Annotated in this window: 16 protein-coding genes, 1 tRNA gene, 1 other RNA gene and 1 other annotated feature; of the genes, 5 read left to right on the forward strand and 13 right to left on the reverse strand. The window is 34.1% G+C overall.

The window, feature by feature from the left end; translation table 11 throughout:
* Positions 1–40: 40 nt before the first annotated feature.
* The 5 genes from thrS to EUBIFOR_RS04785 form a co-directional block, all read right to left on the reverse strand.
* Entirely contained in the window at positions 41–1,789 is a 1,749-nt protein-coding gene (gene thrS, locus EUBIFOR_RS04770) for a threonine--tRNA ligase (protein ID WP_040466217.1), read from the reverse strand.
* 40 nt (positions 1,790–1,829) lie between these two features.
* Positions 1,830–2,033 (reverse strand) — a binding site (T-box leader).
* 49 nt (positions 2,034–2,082) lie between these two features.
* Entirely contained in the window at positions 2,083–2,457 is a 375-nt protein-coding gene (locus EUBIFOR_RS04775) for a NifB/NifX family molybdenum-iron cluster-binding protein (protein ID WP_003864809.1), read from the reverse strand.
* Positions 2,458–2,549: 92 nt separating this feature from the next.
* Positions 2,550–2,940, reverse strand: a transfer-messenger RNA (tmRNA) gene (gene ssrA, locus EUBIFOR_RS12415).
* A 21-nt stretch (positions 2,941–2,961) separates the two neighbouring features.
* A complete protein-coding gene (gene smpB, locus EUBIFOR_RS04780; protein ID WP_003864810.1) occupies positions 2,962–3,420 on the reverse strand; it encodes an SsrA-binding protein SmpB in 459 nt (152 codons plus the stop codon).
* On the reverse strand, positions 3,417–4,571 hold the full coding sequence (locus tag EUBIFOR_RS04785) for a CapA family protein (protein ID WP_003864811.1): 1,155 nt from the start codon (positions 4,569–4,571) through the stop codon (positions 3,417–3,419). The genes smpB and EUBIFOR_RS04785 overlap by 4 nt, the downstream gene beginning before the upstream one ends.
* A 64-nt stretch (positions 4,572–4,635) precedes the next feature.
* On the opposite strand from EUBIFOR_RS04785, the gene EUBIFOR_RS04790 reads away from it, so the two are divergent.
* Positions 4,636–4,711, forward strand: a tRNA-Ala gene (locus EUBIFOR_RS04790).
* A gap of 42 nt (positions 4,712–4,753) precedes the next feature.
* Here the strand turns inward: EUBIFOR_RS04790 and phoU are convergent.
* The 5 genes from phoU to EUBIFOR_RS04815 form a co-directional block, all read right to left on the reverse strand.
* Positions 4,754–5,407, reverse strand: a complete 654-nt coding sequence (gene phoU, locus EUBIFOR_RS04795; RefSeq protein ID WP_003864812.1) for a phosphate signaling complex protein PhoU — start codon at positions 5,405–5,407, stop codon at positions 4,754–4,756.
* Positions 5,407–6,159, reverse strand: a complete 753-nt coding sequence (gene pstB / locus EUBIFOR_RS04800) for a phosphate ABC transporter ATP-binding protein PstB (protein WP_003864813.1) — start codon at positions 6,157–6,159, stop codon at positions 5,407–5,409. The genes phoU and pstB overlap by 1 nt, the downstream gene beginning before the upstream one ends.
* A gap of 11 nt (positions 6,160–6,170) precedes the next feature.
* Positions 6,171–7,049 (reverse strand): phosphate ABC transporter permease PstA, encoded by an 879-nt coding sequence (pstA, locus tag EUBIFOR_RS04805; protein WP_003864814.1) that lies wholly within the window; start codon positions 7,047–7,049, stop codon positions 6,171–6,173.
* 2 nt (positions 7,050–7,051) lie between these two features.
* Positions 7,052–7,945: a phosphate ABC transporter permease subunit PstC gene (pstC, locus tag EUBIFOR_RS04810; RefSeq protein ID WP_040466153.1), complete on the reverse strand. Its 894-nt coding sequence runs from the start codon at positions 7,943–7,945 to the stop codon at positions 7,052–7,054.
* Between the two features lie 63 nt (positions 7,946–8,008).
* Entirely contained in the window at positions 8,009–8,884 is an 876-nt protein-coding gene (locus EUBIFOR_RS04815) for a phosphate ABC transporter substrate-binding protein (RefSeq protein WP_040466154.1), read from the reverse strand.
* Positions 8,885–9,103: 219 nt separating this feature from the next.
* On the opposite strand from EUBIFOR_RS04815, the gene serC reads away from it, so the two are divergent.
* Genes serC through EUBIFOR_RS04830 form a run of 3 tightly spaced genes read left to right on the forward strand, consistent with a single transcriptional unit; the run spans position 9,104 to position 12,116 of the window.
* Positions 9,104–10,189 (forward strand): 3-phosphoserine/phosphohydroxythreonine transaminase, encoded by a 1,086-nt coding sequence (gene serC / locus EUBIFOR_RS04820; protein ID WP_003864817.1) that lies wholly within the window; start codon positions 9,104–9,106, stop codon positions 10,187–10,189.
* Positions 10,182–11,330 (forward strand): 3-phosphoglycerate dehydrogenase family protein, encoded by a 1,149-nt coding sequence (locus EUBIFOR_RS04825; protein WP_003864818.1) that lies wholly within the window; start codon positions 10,182–10,184, stop codon positions 11,328–11,330. Before serC ends, EUBIFOR_RS04825 begins: the two co-directional genes overlap by 8 nt.
* Before the next feature lie 9 nt (positions 11,331–11,339).
* The gene (locus EUBIFOR_RS04830; RefSeq protein ID WP_003864819.1) at positions 11,340–12,116 is read left to right on the forward strand and encodes a histidinol-phosphatase HisJ family protein; all 777 of its coding nucleotides are present in this window, start codon (positions 11,340–11,342) and stop codon (positions 12,114–12,116) included.
* A gap of 38 nt (positions 12,117–12,154) precedes the next feature.
* Here EUBIFOR_RS04830 and EUBIFOR_RS04835 read toward each other — a convergent pair whose 3' ends face one another.
* Together EUBIFOR_RS04835 and EUBIFOR_RS04840 are read right to left on the reverse strand one after the other, a co-directional pair.
* Positions 12,155–13,075, reverse strand: coding sequence for a DMT family transporter (locus EUBIFOR_RS04835; protein ID WP_003864820.1), 921 nt, complete (start codon positions 13,073–13,075; stop codon positions 12,155–12,157).
* Between the two features lie 14 nt (positions 13,076–13,089).
* Positions 13,090–14,832: an ABC-F family ATP-binding cassette domain-containing protein gene (locus EUBIFOR_RS04840; protein ID WP_003864821.1), complete on the reverse strand. Its 1,743-nt coding sequence runs from the start codon at positions 14,830–14,832 to the stop codon at positions 13,090–13,092.
* A gap of 46 nt (positions 14,833–14,878) precedes the next feature.
* On the opposite strand from EUBIFOR_RS04840, the gene iadA reads away from it, so the two are divergent.
* A complete protein-coding gene (iadA, locus tag EUBIFOR_RS04845; protein ID WP_003864822.1) occupies positions 14,879–15,940 on the forward strand; it encodes a beta-aspartyl-peptidase in 1,062 nt (353 codons plus the stop codon).
* Between the two features lie 40 nt (positions 15,941–15,980).
* Here the strand turns inward: iadA and EUBIFOR_RS12420 are convergent.
* On the reverse strand, positions 15,981–16,071 hold a 91-nt coding region (locus tag EUBIFOR_RS12420), incomplete at its 5' end, for a L17 family ribosomal protein (RefSeq protein ID WP_222704512.1).

The raw sequence follows: 16,071 nt of genomic DNA on the forward strand, positions 1-16,071 counted from the left end.
GACAAAAAAAATTAGAGGCCAATTTTTGACCTCTAAACTTTTACTTTCCAAACAATGTTTTGTTGTCTACTTCCGCTTTAAATTTAGCTAAAGCTTCATTTAAAGATAATGTAACACTATCCTTTTTACCACTCTGACGAATTGTTACTGTGTTATTTTCTTGTTCTCCATCACCCACTACGATTTGGTAAGTAACCTTTTGTAGCTGTGCCTCACGAACACGATAACCCAATTTTTCATTACGAGAATCTACTGTAGCACGCATTCCTAATGCTGTTAATGCATCGCATACTTTATTTGCGTATTCAACATGTTTTTCATGGTGAACTGGAATTACCACAAATTGACGTGGAGCTAACCACAATGGGAAGTGTCCGCCAAAGTGTTCGATCAAGATACCAATGAAACGTTCAACTGATCCATAAACCACACGGTGTAACATAATTGGTGTTTTCTTAGTTCCATCTGCATCTACATATTTACATTCGAATCTTTCTGGCAAGTTCATATCCAATTGTACAGTACCACATTGCCATACACGTCCTAAACTATCTTTAATATGGATATCCAATTTAGGTCCATAGAATGCACCATCTCCAGGATTTACTTTATATTCTTTACCTGCATGAACGCAAGCTTGTGCCAATGCTTTTTCTGAAACATCCCAAATTTCTTCAGAACCAATATATCCACTTTCTGGACGAGTTGATAATTCAATCTCATAAGGTAAACCAAATACAGAATAAATACGATCTACCAATTGTAATACTTTTTTAACTTCTTCTTCCAATTGATCTGGAGTTACAAATAAGTGCGCATCATCTTGTGTAAATGTACGTACACGGAATAATCCATTCAATGCACCACTGGCTTCGTGACGGTGTACTTGTCCTAGTTCTCCTAAACGCAATGGTAAGTCTTTATATGAGTGTAAAGTTGAGTTATATACTAATAATGCACCTGGACAATTCATTGGTTTGATTGCGAATTCACGATCATCAACCATTGAAGTGTACATATTGTCTTTATAGTGATCCCAGTGTCCACTTAACTCCCATAATTCTTTTGACATCATAATTGGAGTCTTAATGAATTGGTATCCTTCCTTTGTATGTTCTTGGTACCAGTATTGTTCCAAGATGTTACGTAAAATCATTCCATCCGGCAAGAAGATAGGCATACCTGGTGCAAATTCACTAATTGTGAATAAACCCATTTCTTTTCCTAATTTCTTGTGGTCACGTTTTTTAGCTTCTTCTAAAGCTTCCAAGTGAGCTTCCAATTCTTCTTTTGTATCGAAACAAATACCATAAACACGTTGAAGCATTTTATTGTTTGCATCACCTTTCCAGTAAGCACCAGAATGTTTCAACAATTTAAAGTTTTTACACATTTTAACAGTCTCAACGTGAGGTCCACGACATAGATCCGCAAATTCACCTTGACGATAAATTGTGATATTTCCATCTTCTAATCCGTTGATCAAATCAATTTTATAAGGATCGTCCTTGAACATTTCTAAAGCATCTTCTTTAGAGATTTCTTCACGAACAATTCTCTTTCCGTCTTTGGCAATTTTCTTCATTTCTTTTTCGATTTTTGCCAAATCCTCTTCTTTTAATTTTACATCTCCTAAATCCATATCGTAGTAGAAACCTTCAGAAATAACAGGTCCTACCCAAAATTTAGCATTTGGATATAAACGCTTAACAGCTTGAGCCATCATATGAGCACATGAGTGGTTCAACATAGATAAATGTTCATTTTCTAATACATTCACTAATTCCATTTTATTTTCCTCCATTTTTCCATATAAAAAGCGACAGCCATCAAAGGACGTCTGTCGCACGCGGTACCACCTTTGTTTATACAATTACTGTATACACCTCAAACCTTTTAACGCAAGAATTACGGCACACTTTTTCAAGGGCAATTCAAAGGGAGTAAATACATACATTCGCAAAGTGTTTTCACCAATCACACTCTCTCTACATTTGAATAGAATGTATTCATATCCTTATCACTATTGTTGCCTAGATTATAGACCGAAATACAAGGCGTGTCAAAAGAAAAACTCAAGAATTAATGGCAATGTCCACCACAAGAATGACTTTTGCCAGATTCATGTTTTGTACAAGTCACATCCGTTGTAAATTCAAGCTTTCCTCTTAAATATTTCTTAACAGCCTCATCCGCATTTCCGGTTACCCCACCAAAAGAATGGATCCCAAAACCAGCCAATGCAGTTTTAGCCCCTTGTCCAATGCCACCACAAAGTACAATGTTTACATTTTGTTCTTTCAATGCATTTGAAACACCAACATGTCCATGCCCTTCGACTGTAATTATTTCACTCTTAATAATTTCATTATGATCTGTGTCATAGATTTTAAATTCTGAACTATGCCCAAAATGTTGGAACACTTCTCCGTCTTTATAGCTTACTGCAATCCTCATATGTAAATTTACCTTCTTTCTTATTTATTATACATCAAAAAATACATCACGATAAATTAAAACGCCCTTTAAATAAGGGCGTTGATTGTCTTTGGTGGAGATGAGGAGAATCGAACTCCTGTCTAAGCAAAGTCCCACGAGACAGCGTTTACAGCTTTTTCCATCTAGTTATCCAAAAGTTTCGGATGGAAACAAAAATTCTTTTGGTTTAGCTATAGTTGATTCAAAATAAGCAGCTAGCCAATGCTTATTTCTATCTTCTTTTCTTTAACACTCAGTCTAAAATAAGAAAGCGAAATTTCAGAAAGGGGCTGCGAAGCCAAACGTAGGCAATAAAATTAAGCAGCGAAAGCCATGCTTTGGTTCATACCAAATACATTAGCAAGTTTATTTTTAGCAATTAATTTAAGTTGGTTATTACACGTATCCTTCGTGGCTGTGGCCGAATCCAAACATTTACTCATCGAATGCCTGAACATCCCCAAGGAATATCAGTATAATCTATTAATACTGATTTTTCAAGGCCTTTTGAATCTCTCTTTGCGCATCCTTCGCCTTTTGAGATTCACGCTTATCATGAAGATTTTTACCTTTTGCCAAAGCTATTTCAAGTTTAGCTAATCCTTTATATAAATAAATTTTTACTGGTACAACTGTATATCCTTTTATACGAGCTGATTGTTCTAATTTTTGAATCTCTTGTTTATGCATTAAAAGCTTACGATCTCTTGTTTCATCATGATTGAATCGATTTCCAAATTCATAAGGAGAGATATGCATTCCTTTAATAAAAGCTTCACCCTTTTGAAAACTAATATAACTATCTTTTAATTGGACTTTTCCTCTTCGAATACTTTTGATTTCTGTACCCTGAAGTACGAGTCCAGCTTCAAAACGATCATACAATTCATAATCGTGTCTTGCCTTACGATTTTCGGCTATTGTTTTTTGATTTTGACTCACTCTAATACCACCTCAATCCCTTCTGAATCTTGCATAACAGATTGAACATATTGTTGAACCCATTCTTTAGACATATCATATTCACCTGATAATCTATGTGTTGAAGCAATGGAATCATTATAATCTTCAATCGAATATGTTTTCCATGTACTATATCCTGCATCAAACCATGTAATCAACGGAATAAACTTTGTATTTGTGAAAGATGTCTTTTTAGTATTTGGATCATAGTTTACAGTAAAGCTAGCCATTCCCCCAACCATTCTTTCATCCACATCTTGTGTACTCGTATAATTTCCCAACGAATAATATACAAGTGTATCTTGTTTTTTCCCTTTGATTATTTTAGCTGGCTGAATTACATGCGGATGCGATCCAATCACAACTTCAGCACCCAACTCATTTAAATAATTTGCCAAATCTTGCTGCTCATCATTTGGATATGTTTGATATTCATCGCCCCAATGCATGGAAACCAATTGAATATCGCTTACTTTACTTAAAGCTTCCATATCCTTTTTCATTTGTTCCTTATCAATCAAATCCACAAGCCAAGGCTTATCTTCTGGCAAGACAAAACCATTCAAGCCATAAGTATAGCCTAAAAAACCTACTTTAATACCATTGATTTCTTTAACTAAAGTACGATTTCTATCTTTTTTGGATGTATGAGAACCCGTAGTAATGACATCCGGATAATTTTCACGAACCAATTCGATCTGTTTCAACAAGCCCTCAACGCCTCTATCCATTGAATGGTTTGAACTTAAACTCCACCAATCAAAGCCAGCCTTATTTACGGAAGATAAAATTTCCGTAGGCCCATTAAAAGTAGGATAGCCACTCAATCCATATTCTTCACCTATACACAATGTTTCAAAATTGATATAAGCCAAATCGGCCTTTTGTGTATATTTATTCGTCATTTCATAATAAGAATCAAAATTATAGTATTCATTTTGTTCTTGACACATATATTGTGTATTATGATATAAGTTATCTCCGACACCAACAAATGTAAAAGACTTCTTCTCTTCTTTTTCCACAATTTTTGCATCTTGTTTTTTTGATGTTGGATGCGTTAAGATAAATCCCATCAAAGTAAAATTGAATACACATAGAATCATGATCCATGTCCATTGTTTTTTCATATATTAATTTTATCAAAAAATACTTGCTTTTTCCAAAAAAATTCGATAATATTATAAGGCACTTGGGGTGTTAGCTCAGCTGGGAGAGCACCTGCCTTGCACGCAGGGGGTCATCGGTTCGATCCCGATACGCTCCACCAAGTAAAAAATACGCTGTAAGCAAATTTGCTTACAGCTTTTTTTCATTCAATTTCTTCAAAAATGCCAGACTTTTGATAAAGAACCCATTTTCCAACGTTTACACAATGATCACAAATTCTCTCTAAATATTTACCTACTAATAAGACATCTACCAATGTACCTGTATCATGTTCTTTTTTAGCTAATAAATCCACATAGATTTCTTTCGCCATTTCATATTGTGCATCCGCTTGATCATCCATTTTAATCACTTGATTTGCTGCCTTTTCATCCTTTTGAATAAAAGCTTCAATCGCAAGAGTAATCATTTCTTTCGCAATTGAAAACTGTTGTTGAATACAATCATCCACAATTAAATCTTCCATATTCAATGCACAAATTAGTTCTGCGACTTCTTTTTCCTGATCCATGATACGTGTTAAATCACGAATTGTATTTGTAGCTACCGTAATACGCCTTAAATCTTTCGCAACCGGATGCTGAAGAAGAAGGATCTTCATGCAAATTTGTTCAGCCTCTCTTCCTTGTTCACTCACTTCTTCGTGCATTTGTGAAACATCTTGAACTAAAGTTTTGTTTCCATCTAAAATAGCGTGTTTGCAAAACCATAAACCTTTCAAACAGTCTTGAGACATTTGTGTCATAGTCAGTTCTAACTGTCTTGTTTGTTTTAAAAACTTTGTAGGTAAAACCATTATCCAAACCTCCCCGTAATATAGTCTTCTGTTTTCTTTTCTTTTGGTGTAGAGAACAATGTTTCTGTATCACTATACTCAATTAAATCCCCCAATAAGAAGAAGGCAGTTTTATCACTGATACGCATAGCTTGCTGCATATTGTGCGTAACAATAACGATTGTATAGTCTTTCTTCAATTCTAAAGTTAACTCTTCAATCTTACTTGTGGAAATTGGATCTAAAGCACTTGTAGGTTCATCCATCAATAAAACTTCCGGCTGCATTGCCAAGGCTCTTGCGATACACAAACGTTGTTGTTGACCACCTGACATTCCTAAAGCCGATTTATGCAAACGATCTTTTACTTCATCCCAAATGGCAGCTTGTCTTAAGCTTCTTTCAACAATTTCATCTAATTCACTTTTCTTTTTAATTCCAAAAATTCTTGGACCATACGCAATATTGTCATAAATACTTTTAGGGAATGGATTGGGCTGTTGAAATACCATTCCAACTCTACGTCTTAATTCAATCACATCCATGTTTTTGTAGATATCCGTACCATCTAGACAAATATCTCCGGTAATTCTAGTGTTTTCTACCAAATCATTCATACGATTTAATGTTTTTAAAAATGTCGATTTACCACATCCACTAGGACCAATGAATGCCGTAATTTCTTTTTCTTTGATATCCAAATTTATATTCTTTAAGGCATGGAAATCCCCATAATATAAATTCAAATCATTCACTGTAAATTTATTATTCATAGTTAACCTTTCTATTTCTCTAATCCAGCTTGTTTTTTAGAGATATGTCTTGACCAGACATTCGCACCAATACTAAACGCTAATACTAAAATCATTAATACAGCACTCGATAGATTCGCCAATGCACGATCTTGACCATTTGTCTGTAAATTCCAAATTTGAATAGATAATGTTTCAGCCGGTCTTAAAACATTAATTGGTGATGTTGGAGATGTAAAACTAAAGTTATTCCAACGCAAATCACTTCCTGATCCTGTTGTATAAAGTAATACGGCAGCCTCACCAAATCCACGACCAGCCGCTAAAATGACTCCAGTCATAATACGTGATAGACACGCAGGCAATAGTACATGAAATATAGTTTGCCACTTTGTTGCTCCAAGTCCCATACTTCCTTGATAATAACCTTCTGGTAAACCTTTTATCGCATCTTCTGTAGTGGTTGTGATCAAAGGTAAGCTTAAAATCGAAATAGATAAAGCACCTGCTAATAAACTTTTTGATAGTCCTAATACAACCAAGAAAATCAAATATCCAAACAAGCCCACTACGATACTTGGTAAAGAAGACAATGTTTCAATACAAGTTCTTAAAAAGCGTGTCACAAGACCTGGTTTTGCGTACATAGCCAAATATATGCCGGCTAACACACCAATAGGAACAGATACAAGCAATGAAATAAATACTAAGTAAATTGTATTAAAGACTTGGTTTCCAATACTGCCAGATCGAGAAAAGCCAAACATCTCTGGTTTAGCACCTAACAAGCCACCAACAATCACTTTACCGGCAAAGCCTACAAGAAGTAGAAAGAAGAATAAGGCGATACCATAAAATAGAATTGTCATACATTGATCTACCATTTTTGCTCTTTTAATTCTAGAATCCATCTTTATTCTCCTTTCGGTTTTGAAAACTTATGAATGATTGTGATAAACAATAACGAAATCAAGAATAATAATAAAGCCATTGTCCATAAGGCTGCCTTCATTTCTCCGCCTTCCATCGCATTTCCCATTTGAGCAGCAATTTCAGTTGTTAGTGTTTTTGAAGTGGAGAAAATACTCTTAGGTAAAGCAGTTGTTTGACCAATGACCATCGCAACCGCTAAAGCTTCTCCAAATGCTCTTGCAAGTCCTAAAACAATACCTGAAATAACGCCTGGCAAAGCAGCAGGAATCACAACACGATATATCGTTTGCCAACGTGTTGAGCCAAGTCCATATGCAGCCATTCGTGTTTCTTTTGAAACAGCTCGAATCGCATCACTAGCTACACTTGTAATCGATGGAAAAATCATAATTGATAGAACTAAACTTGCTGCAAGTATGGAGTGTCCTACCTGCAAATCAAATACTTTCTTTAAAAAGGGAATCAAAACCGTTAATCCAACCCATCCATAAACAACACTAGGAATTCCGGCAAAGATTTCAACCATAGGACGATAGAATTTTTCACCAAACTTAGGTGAAATTTCTGTCATAAAAATAGATGATCCTAACGCAAATGGTGTGGCAATCAATAAAGCTAAACCACAAACACATAGCGATCCAACAATAAAGATCAAGGCTCCTACATGTCCTTTTGAACTGGCATTATCCATAGGTGCAAAGTTGGCGCTGCCAAGAAATTCTTGTAGAGTGTGATGAAATTTAAAAAATGTATCCGAACCTTTGTAAACCAGAAAGGCTCCGATCAATAAAGTTACGAATATTACGAACAGTCCACCAATTGTTACAAGAATCTGCCAGAAATATTCTTTACAAAACATGCTTTTACGACGCATCAAATTCCTCCAAACTAAATGAATAACGGACATATATTTCAATGTCCGTTAAAGAACTAGTAATTAGTGATCTGTTTTTTCCATTTTACTAGAAACACCATAGCCTAATGATTCCATTTTCTTACCGAATTTTTCACCCATGATGTAATCTAAGAACGCCTTTGTTGCTTTATCTGGCTCTCCATTTGTGTACATGTGTTCAAATGTCCAAACTTTGTAGTCACCACTATAAGTATTTTCTAATGTTGGTTTGACACCATCAATTGCGATAGTATCTACATCGTCATTGTCTACTAAATAAGATAATGCTACATAACCAATTGCACCCTTTGTATCTGTTACATTTTGTAACAATACACCTGAATCATCTGTTTCCATTGAGGCATTGCTTGCTTCTTCATTTCCATCTAATGCATATTTTTGGAATGTGGCTCTTGTTCCTGATGAAGTTGGGCGAGTCACCAATACAATATCTTCATCCGGTCCACCAACATCTTTCCAGTTTGTTGTTTTTCCTGTGAAGATGTCAATCAATTGTTGTTTTGTTAAATCTTTAACACCTACATCTTTATTTACAATTGGAGCCATTGTTACAACACAAACTTGGTGATCGACTAAATCTTTAGCTTGATCCTTATCTAATTTTTCTTCAGCTGCAACATCGGAATTTCCAAGTGTAACTGTTTTATCAGCCACCTGTTTTAAACCTTCTCCAGATCCACCAGCATCGACTGTAATAGAAACATCTGGGTTTTCATTAGAGAATTGTTCGGCTGCAACATCAACCAATGGTTTCAATGCACTTGAACCTGCGGCTGTAATTGTTCCGCTTAAACTTTCACTTTTTGAATCACTGTCATTTGATGTAGCATTTGAACTACATCCTACCATAGCTGCAGATAATCCTACGATCATTGCACCTTTTAAAAACTTATTCATATTTTCTTTGTCCTCTTTTCTTTCGACACACATATCATAGTGCTTGTTTGTTAAACAAAAAGAATGGTTCTGTTAAGCTTTCGTTAAATAATTTGTTTTAATTTTAAATACACTTGAATTTATTTTATGAACAAATTTCTTGAAATTAAATGTAAATAAATGTATAATCATGAAACATAAAGAAAGGAAAGGCGGAAATATTTTCACCAAGGTAACAATATGACACGTGTATATAACTTTAGTGCCGGTCCCGCATGCTTACCAGAATGGGTACTAAAAAAAGCTGCAAGCGAAATGTTGGACGCTCACAATAGTGGAATGAGCGTTATGGAGATGTCCCACCGTTCCAGTGAATTTAAGGATATTATAGATACTTGTAAAGCAAGACTAAAAAGATTGATGAATATTCCAGATGAATATGAAATTTTATTCTTACAAGGAGGTGCTTCTTTACAATTTACTATGATTCCTTTGAATTTAGAAAAACATAACGTAGATTTGATCAATACGGGCCAATGGACAAAAAAGGCTTTGAAAGAACATGAAAAATTAGGAAAAGTAAATGTAGTTGCTTCTAGTGCAGAGGACAACTTTACATATATTCCTAAAATTAAGCAGGAAGATTTAAGTGAAGATTCAGATTATGTATATATTTGTGAAAACAATACAATCTATGGAACGAAATATAAAGAGCTTCCACCTCATGCAGGTAAGCTTTTAGTTGCTGATTTATCAAGTTGTATTTTAAGTGAAAGATGCGATGTTTCTAAATACGATTTAATTTTTGCCGGTGCCCAAAAAAATATGGGTCCTGCCGGATTGACCGTGGTTATTATAAAAAAAGACTTGATTGGTTTAGCCGACGAAAAAACACCAAGCATGTTGAACTACAAAACATATGCTGACAATGATTCTATGTTTAACACACCACCTACTTATGCGATCTATATTTGTGGTTTGGTACTTGAATGGCTAGAAACACAAATTGGTGGATTGGAAAACATGGAAAAGATCAATCGTCAAAAAGCTAAATTATTATATGACTATATCGATGCTTCTAAACTCTATTCAAATCCTGTTGTACCTGAAGATCGTTCTTATACAAATGTTCCTTTTGTGACGGGTGACAAGGATCTAGATACTAAATTTGTTCAAGAAGCTAAAGAAGCAGGAATTGTGAATATTAAAGGTCACAGAACGGTTGGTGGTATGCGTGCAAGTATTTATAATGCCATGCCACTTGAAGGTGTAGAAGCCCTAATTGCATTTATGAGAAAATTTGAAGAGGAGAATTATAATGCCTAAAATAAAACTCTATAACAATATTGCGCAAATTGGTTTAGATCAGTTTACGCCAGATTATGAAGTAAACGAAAACATGGAAGATGAAGATGCCATTTTAGTTCGTAGTGCCAATCTTCATGATATTGAATATGGCAACAATTTAAAAGCCATCGCTCGTGCAGGTGCTGGTGTCAACAACATTGATATTGATACATGTACTAAAAAAGGGATTGCCGTATTTAATACTCCCGGCGCAAATAGTAATGCCGTAAAAGAATTTGTGTTTGCGGGTATGCTACTGGCAAGTCGTGATATTTATCATGGTATTGAATGGATCCAAACGCAAAAAGAAAATGAGAACATCGCAAAGGATGTGGAAAAACAAAAGAAAAAATATGCTGGTCATGAATTAACAGGTAAATCTTTAGGTGTCATTGGTTGTGGTGCTATTGGTATTCAAGTTGCCAATCTAGCTTTACGTTTCGGGATGAAAGTATATGGATATGATCCTTATATGTCTGTTGATGCTGCATGGAATTTATCTCGATATGTAAATCATGTCACAAATATTGATGATCTATATCGTCAATGTGATTTTATTACGATTCATGTACCTTTAAATGATGGAACAAAAAACTTTATCAATAAAGATAGTTTTGACAAGATGAAAGATGGCGTCAAATTATTAAACTTTGCGCGTGGCGGCCTTGTTGATGAAGATGCTCTATTAGAGGCGTTAGATGAAAATAAAGTTGCATCTTATGTAACTGATTTTCCTAGTCAAAAAGTACTTCAAAGTGATAAAGTCATTGCGATTCCTCACTTAGGTGCTTCAACCGAAGAAAGTGAAGAAAATTGTGCTGTAAAAGCAGCTCGAGAATTGATGGATTATTTAACTTATGGAAATATTTCAAATTCTGTCAATTTACCAAATGCGAAAATGGATATGAATTCACCATTTAGAATCACTTGTATTCATGATAATAAACCAAAAATGATTTCTCAAATCACGGATATTTTAAAGGATGCCAACATCGAAAATTTGATGAATAAATCTAAGAAGGATATTGCGTATACAATTATTGATTTGGATACAAAAGTCGATATTACACCAATCGAGAAGATCAATGGTATGATTAAAGTATCTACTTATAAGAAATAGGAGCTAACTATGATTGATGCACATACACATTTAGAAAATGGTGATTTAAGCGTTGAATATGTTTGTAAGTTTATTGATGCTGCCAAAGAAAAAGGAATTACTCATCTTCAGATTTTAGATCATACGCATAGATTCTTCGAATTTAAAGACTGTTATAAAAGAGTTTGTGAAGTATCTAAATTACAAGAAGAGTGGTTTTTAAAGAAACAAAAAAACTCCATAGATGATTATTTAAAATTAATTGCAGCCTTAAAAAAAGAAACTTTTGACATTGATGTGCGTTTTGGTCTTGAAGTATGTTATACGCCTGAAACAGAAAGTCTATTATCCTCCATCCTTAAAAACTATCATTTTGACTTTCTAATTGGTAGTGTACACTCTGTAAATGGCTATTTATATGATATGGATTCCTTTTCTAAAGAATTACTTTGGAACAAAAATGATCCTTCTACTATTTATAAATCCTATTATGACTCTATTGAAAAACTAATTCAATCCAATCTCTTTGACCAAGTGGGTCATCCAGATGTGATTAAATTGTATTCGATTGATCCAGGCTACGATTTACATCCTACCTACCATCATATCGCTCGTCTGGCAAATGAATACAACATTAAAATGGAAGACAACACTAAAGCTCATTATTCATATCATCATCCTGATATTGGCTTAAATGCTGATTTTAGAAATATCCTAAAAGAAAATAATGTACAAATTGTTACTGCAAGTGATGCTCATTATCCAAGTGATGTGGGGCGTTGCTTTGAATTATTAGATCCTAGATAAGCCTAGGATCTTTTTTTAGGCAAAGAAAAAGACAGAACTCAATCTGTCTGCGTTTCTTTATTGACTAAAAATACACTTAAGCTAACTAGAACCAAGGCAATTAAACTTGAAAATTGGAATGCCTGATTGGATTCATGTAAGACAACACTTGATAAAATAACACCTATGATTGGTGTTACACACATATAGACACCAATCTTACTAACAGGATTTACAGATAACAACAATCCCCAAATCGTATAGGCGATAGCGGATACAAGGGCTAGATGAATCAATACTAGAAGGCCTAGATTGAATTCAAATGTAATGTGTCCTCCCATCAAATATCCAATGATAATTAGTAAAACACCACCTAAAAAGAATTGGTATCCACTTAATAGTACGGCATTTTGTTTTTGTGTAAACTTCTTAATAAAAGCGGCTGATATAGCTCCACATAATTGTGACATTAACACAAAGCCTTCGCCTATAAATGAAAAGTTTGCACTAGCACCACTCATATTCATAAATAAAATACCTAAGAATCCGATAAAACATCCCAATGTTTTCCTTAGTGTCAGCTTTTCATAATGAAAGATCAAACTGGCTACTAATAAAGATATAAAGGCACTGGTACCGGTAATAATCGAACCATTTACGCCCGATGTATATGAAAGTCCTATATAGTAGAAAAAGTATTGTCCGGCTGTTTGAAATAAAGCTAATGTACATATGCCTTGAATATTTTCTTTTTTTGCGACTAATACTTTTTTCTGTAAGAAAGAGCCAAATAATATAACTAAAAGTCCGGCTAACGCAAAGCGAATGCCCGCAAACATCAATATACTTGGTACGCCTTCAATGTTAAATAATTGATATCCCCATTTAATAAAGGGAGCCGCACTTCCCCATAGTATACAACATAGCATAGCTAACAAAAACACATGGGATGGTTTTTTAAAAAATCCCCTATTCTCCATATCCAATTAAAACTTTATCCTTCCTTTTTTTCTTCTAATTCCATCCAACGATTTGTCAAAATTTCTAATTCTTCTTCTTTTTGTGTTCTTATATCACTTAATTCTTTTAATTTCGCAAAATCATTTTGACACTCATTCATTTGATGGTCTAATGTTTCCATTTCTGTTTCTAACAATTCCATTTTTTCTGGTAATTGTTCTAATTCTTTTTTCTCCATATAAGATAATAAAGAACGCTTTTTCTTTTCAATTGGTTTTTGTATAACCACCTTTTTATTTTCGTCTTTGGATTTTATTAAGTAATCACTATATCCACCACTATATTGTTTAAATGTACCATCTTCTTGATGAACAAACACTTTATCTACAACTCGATCCAAAAAATAACGATCGTGGCTAACAGTAATAATGGCACCTTGAAAATTATCTAGGTAGTCTTCTAATACGTCTAATGTTAAGATATCCAAATCATTTGTTGGCTCATCTAATAATAAGATATTTGGTTCTTGCATCAAGACTCTTAAAAGATATAATCTTCTTCTTTCTCCTCCGGATAATCTTGATAATGTAGTATAGTGCATGTTTCTTGGAAATAAGAATCTTTCAAGCATTTGTGATGCACTCAGCGTCATTCGATCGTATTCAATGACTTTTGAAACTTCTTCAATATAATCAATAACACGCGTATTTAAATCGACACCTTGATCGGCTTGCCTAAAATATCCAATTTTAACAGTTGTGCCATATTCAATAGTTCCAAAAGTTGGTTGTTTTAAACCTGCAATGACATCAAGTAATGTGGATTTACCACATCCATTTTCTCCAATAATACCGATACGGTCTTGGCGTAATAAAACATAGTTGAAATCATGAAACAATTGTTTTTCTGGATAATCAAATCCTAAATTCATACATTCAATTGTTTTATTTCCTAAGCGTTGCATAGCGGCATTGATTTTTAATGACTCTTCTTGTTGTTTAAAGCGTTTCTGACGCAATTCTTCAAACCTTTGAAGTCGACTGTTGGATTTGGTTCCACGGGCTTGTACACCCGCTCTTACCCACTCTAATTCTTTTTTATATAAATTCTTATGTTTATGTGCAGCTAGTTTTTCTTGTTCGATACGCGTTTCTTTATTTTCTAGATATACTTCATAATTTCCATTATGAATATATAGGTCTCCTTGATCTAATTCAATCATTTTTGTACAAACACGATCTAAAAAATAACGATCGTGTGTGACCATAAATATTGCACTTTTTGAACGAATTAAATAATTTTCTAGCCATTCAACCATGTCATTATCTAAATGATTGGTTGGTTCATCTAGAAGCAACAAGTCACAGCTTGTACATAGCGCTAAGGCAAGAGCCACTCTTTTTCTTTGTCCGCCTGACATAGTTGACATTGCACTTTGATAATCTGTAATACCCAGTTTTGTTAGGATCGATTTCAATTCAAATTCTGCGACGGGGTGCTCATTTTTAGAATTCACAAGTTGAATTTCATCCCATACACAATCTGTTTTGAATTCTGGATTTTGTGGCAAATAATGAATTTTAATTCCATTCTTTTTTATAATGGTTCCTGAATCATAATTTTCAATACCTGCAAGTATCTTTAATAAAGTACTTTTACCTGTACCATTGACTCCAATCAACGCAATTTTATCAGTATCTTCTATTGTAAAAGATGCATCTTTTAAAATGCATTTGTCATTTATATTCTTTTTTAAACTTTCTGTTGAAATTAACATAACATCACCTGAGTTTTATTATATAATAATTTTTGAGGTGACACGCATGAAACTTATTAAAAATATTCAAATTTATGCACCTAAAAATTTAGGAGTAAAAGATGTATTGATTTCTGATTCTAAAATCGAAAAAATTGATGATCATATCGAACTAACTTACCCAATTGAAACAATTGATGGCACAGGCTGTGTTTTAACGCCAGGTTTGATTGATCGCCATGTTCATATTACTGGTGGTGGGGGTGAAGCTGGATTTGTTTCTAGAGCTAGACCTATAGATGTACAGGAAATATTAGATGCCGGTATCACAACTGTCATTGGATTATTAGGAACGGATGGTTACACAAGAAGTACAAAAGAATTATTTGCGAAAGCGAAAGAACTCACACAAAAAGGTGTACATACATTTATCTTAACAGGTAGCTATGCCTATCCTAGTAATACACTAACTAGTTCTATGGAGGACGATATTGTGTTTATTGATAGTATTCTTGGTGTAAAACTTGCTTTAAGTGATCATAGATCGAGTCATGTAACAGAGGAAGAACTAACTCGATTGGCTTCAAGAATCCGTACCGCAAGCTTAATCGCAGGAAAACAAGCTAACTTAACAATTCATATGGGAGACGAAAAACAAGCCTTAGAATTAGTTTTTAACATCTTAGAAAAGGCGGATATTCCTATTTCTTTATTCCAGCCAACGCACTGTACAAGAAATCCTCATTTATTTGAACAAGCTATAAAATTTACAGAGATGGGCGGTACAATTGACATCACTTGTGATGGTAATGGCAAAACATTAAATTATATTCGAAAGATCAAAAACACAGAGAAAGTAACCATTTCTAGTGATGCTCAAGGATCTTGGTCTACATACAATGAAGATGGTTCCGTTAAAGAAATTGGTATTACGCCAATTTCAAATTTAAGAAATGAATTCATCCATCTTAAAAATGAACTTGGATATGAAAATGCTTTGCCATTCTTCACAAAGAATGTAGCGAATGTATTAGGATTTCAACATACTGGTCAAGTTAAAGAGGGATTTGATTGTGATCTTGTCATTTGGAAAGAGGATCAAATTCAAAAAGTTATCGTAAAAAAATAGACACTGATCAAAAATCAGTGTCTTTTATTCATTAATGGAATTACTTCACGAATTGTACAATAGCCATTGGAGCTGCATCTCCACGACGGATACGTGTTTTAACTACACGAGTGTATCCACCATTACGATCT

It is taken from the genome of Holdemanella biformis DSM 3989, assembly GCF_000156655.1.
Classification (GTDB): domain Bacteria; phylum Bacillota_I; class Bacilli_A; order Erysipelotrichales; family Erysipelotrichaceae; genus Holdemanella; species Holdemanella biformis.

Excerpts from the sequence above, each read along its gene's own strand:
- thrS (WP_040466217.1), bottom strand. The coding sequence starts at position 1,789 with ATGGAATTAGTGAATGTATTAGAAAATGAACATTTATCTATGTTGAAC.
- EUBIFOR_RS04775 (WP_003864809.1), bottom strand. The coding sequence starts at position 2,457 with ATGAGGATTGCAGTAAGCTATAAAGACGGAGAAGTGTTCCAACATTTT.
- EUBIFOR_RS04785 (WP_003864811.1), bottom strand. The coding sequence starts at position 4,571 with ATGAAAAAACAATGGACATGGATCATGATTCTATGTGTATTCAATTTT.
- phoU (WP_003864812.1), bottom strand. The coding sequence starts at position 5,407 with ATGGTTTTACCTACAAAGTTTTTAAAACAAACAAGACAGTTAGAACTG.
- pstB (WP_003864813.1), bottom strand. The coding sequence starts at position 6,159 with ATGAATAATAAATTTACAGTGAATGATTTGAATTTATATTATGGGGAT.
- pstA (WP_003864814.1), bottom strand. The coding sequence starts at position 7,049 with ATGGATTCTAGAATTAAAAGAGCAAAAATGGTAGATCAATGTATGACA.
- pstC (WP_040466153.1), bottom strand. The coding sequence starts at position 7,945 with ATGCGTCGTAAAAGCATGTTTTGTAAAGAATATTTCTGGCAGATTCTT.
- EUBIFOR_RS04815 (WP_040466154.1), bottom strand. The coding sequence starts at position 8,884 with ATGAATAAGTTTTTAAAAGGTGCAATGATCGTAGGATTATCTGCAGCT.
- serC (WP_003864817.1), top strand. The coding sequence starts at position 9,104 with ATGACACGTGTATATAACTTTAGTGCCGGTCCCGCATGCTTACCAGAA.
- EUBIFOR_RS04825 (WP_003864818.1), top strand. The coding sequence starts at position 10,182 with ATGCCTAAAATAAAACTCTATAACAATATTGCGCAAATTGGTTTAGAT.
- EUBIFOR_RS04830 (WP_003864819.1), top strand. The coding sequence starts at position 11,340 with ATGATTGATGCACATACACATTTAGAAAATGGTGATTTAAGCGTTGAA.
- EUBIFOR_RS04835 (WP_003864820.1), bottom strand. The coding sequence starts at position 13,075 with ATGGAGAATAGGGGATTTTTTAAAAAACCATCCCATGTGTTTTTGTTA.
- EUBIFOR_RS04840 (WP_003864821.1), bottom strand. The coding sequence starts at position 14,832 with ATGTTAATTTCAACAGAAAGTTTAAAAAAGAATATAAATGACAAATGC.
- iadA (WP_003864822.1), top strand. The coding sequence starts at position 14,879 with ATGAAACTTATTAAAAATATTCAAATTTATGCACCTAAAAATTTAGGA.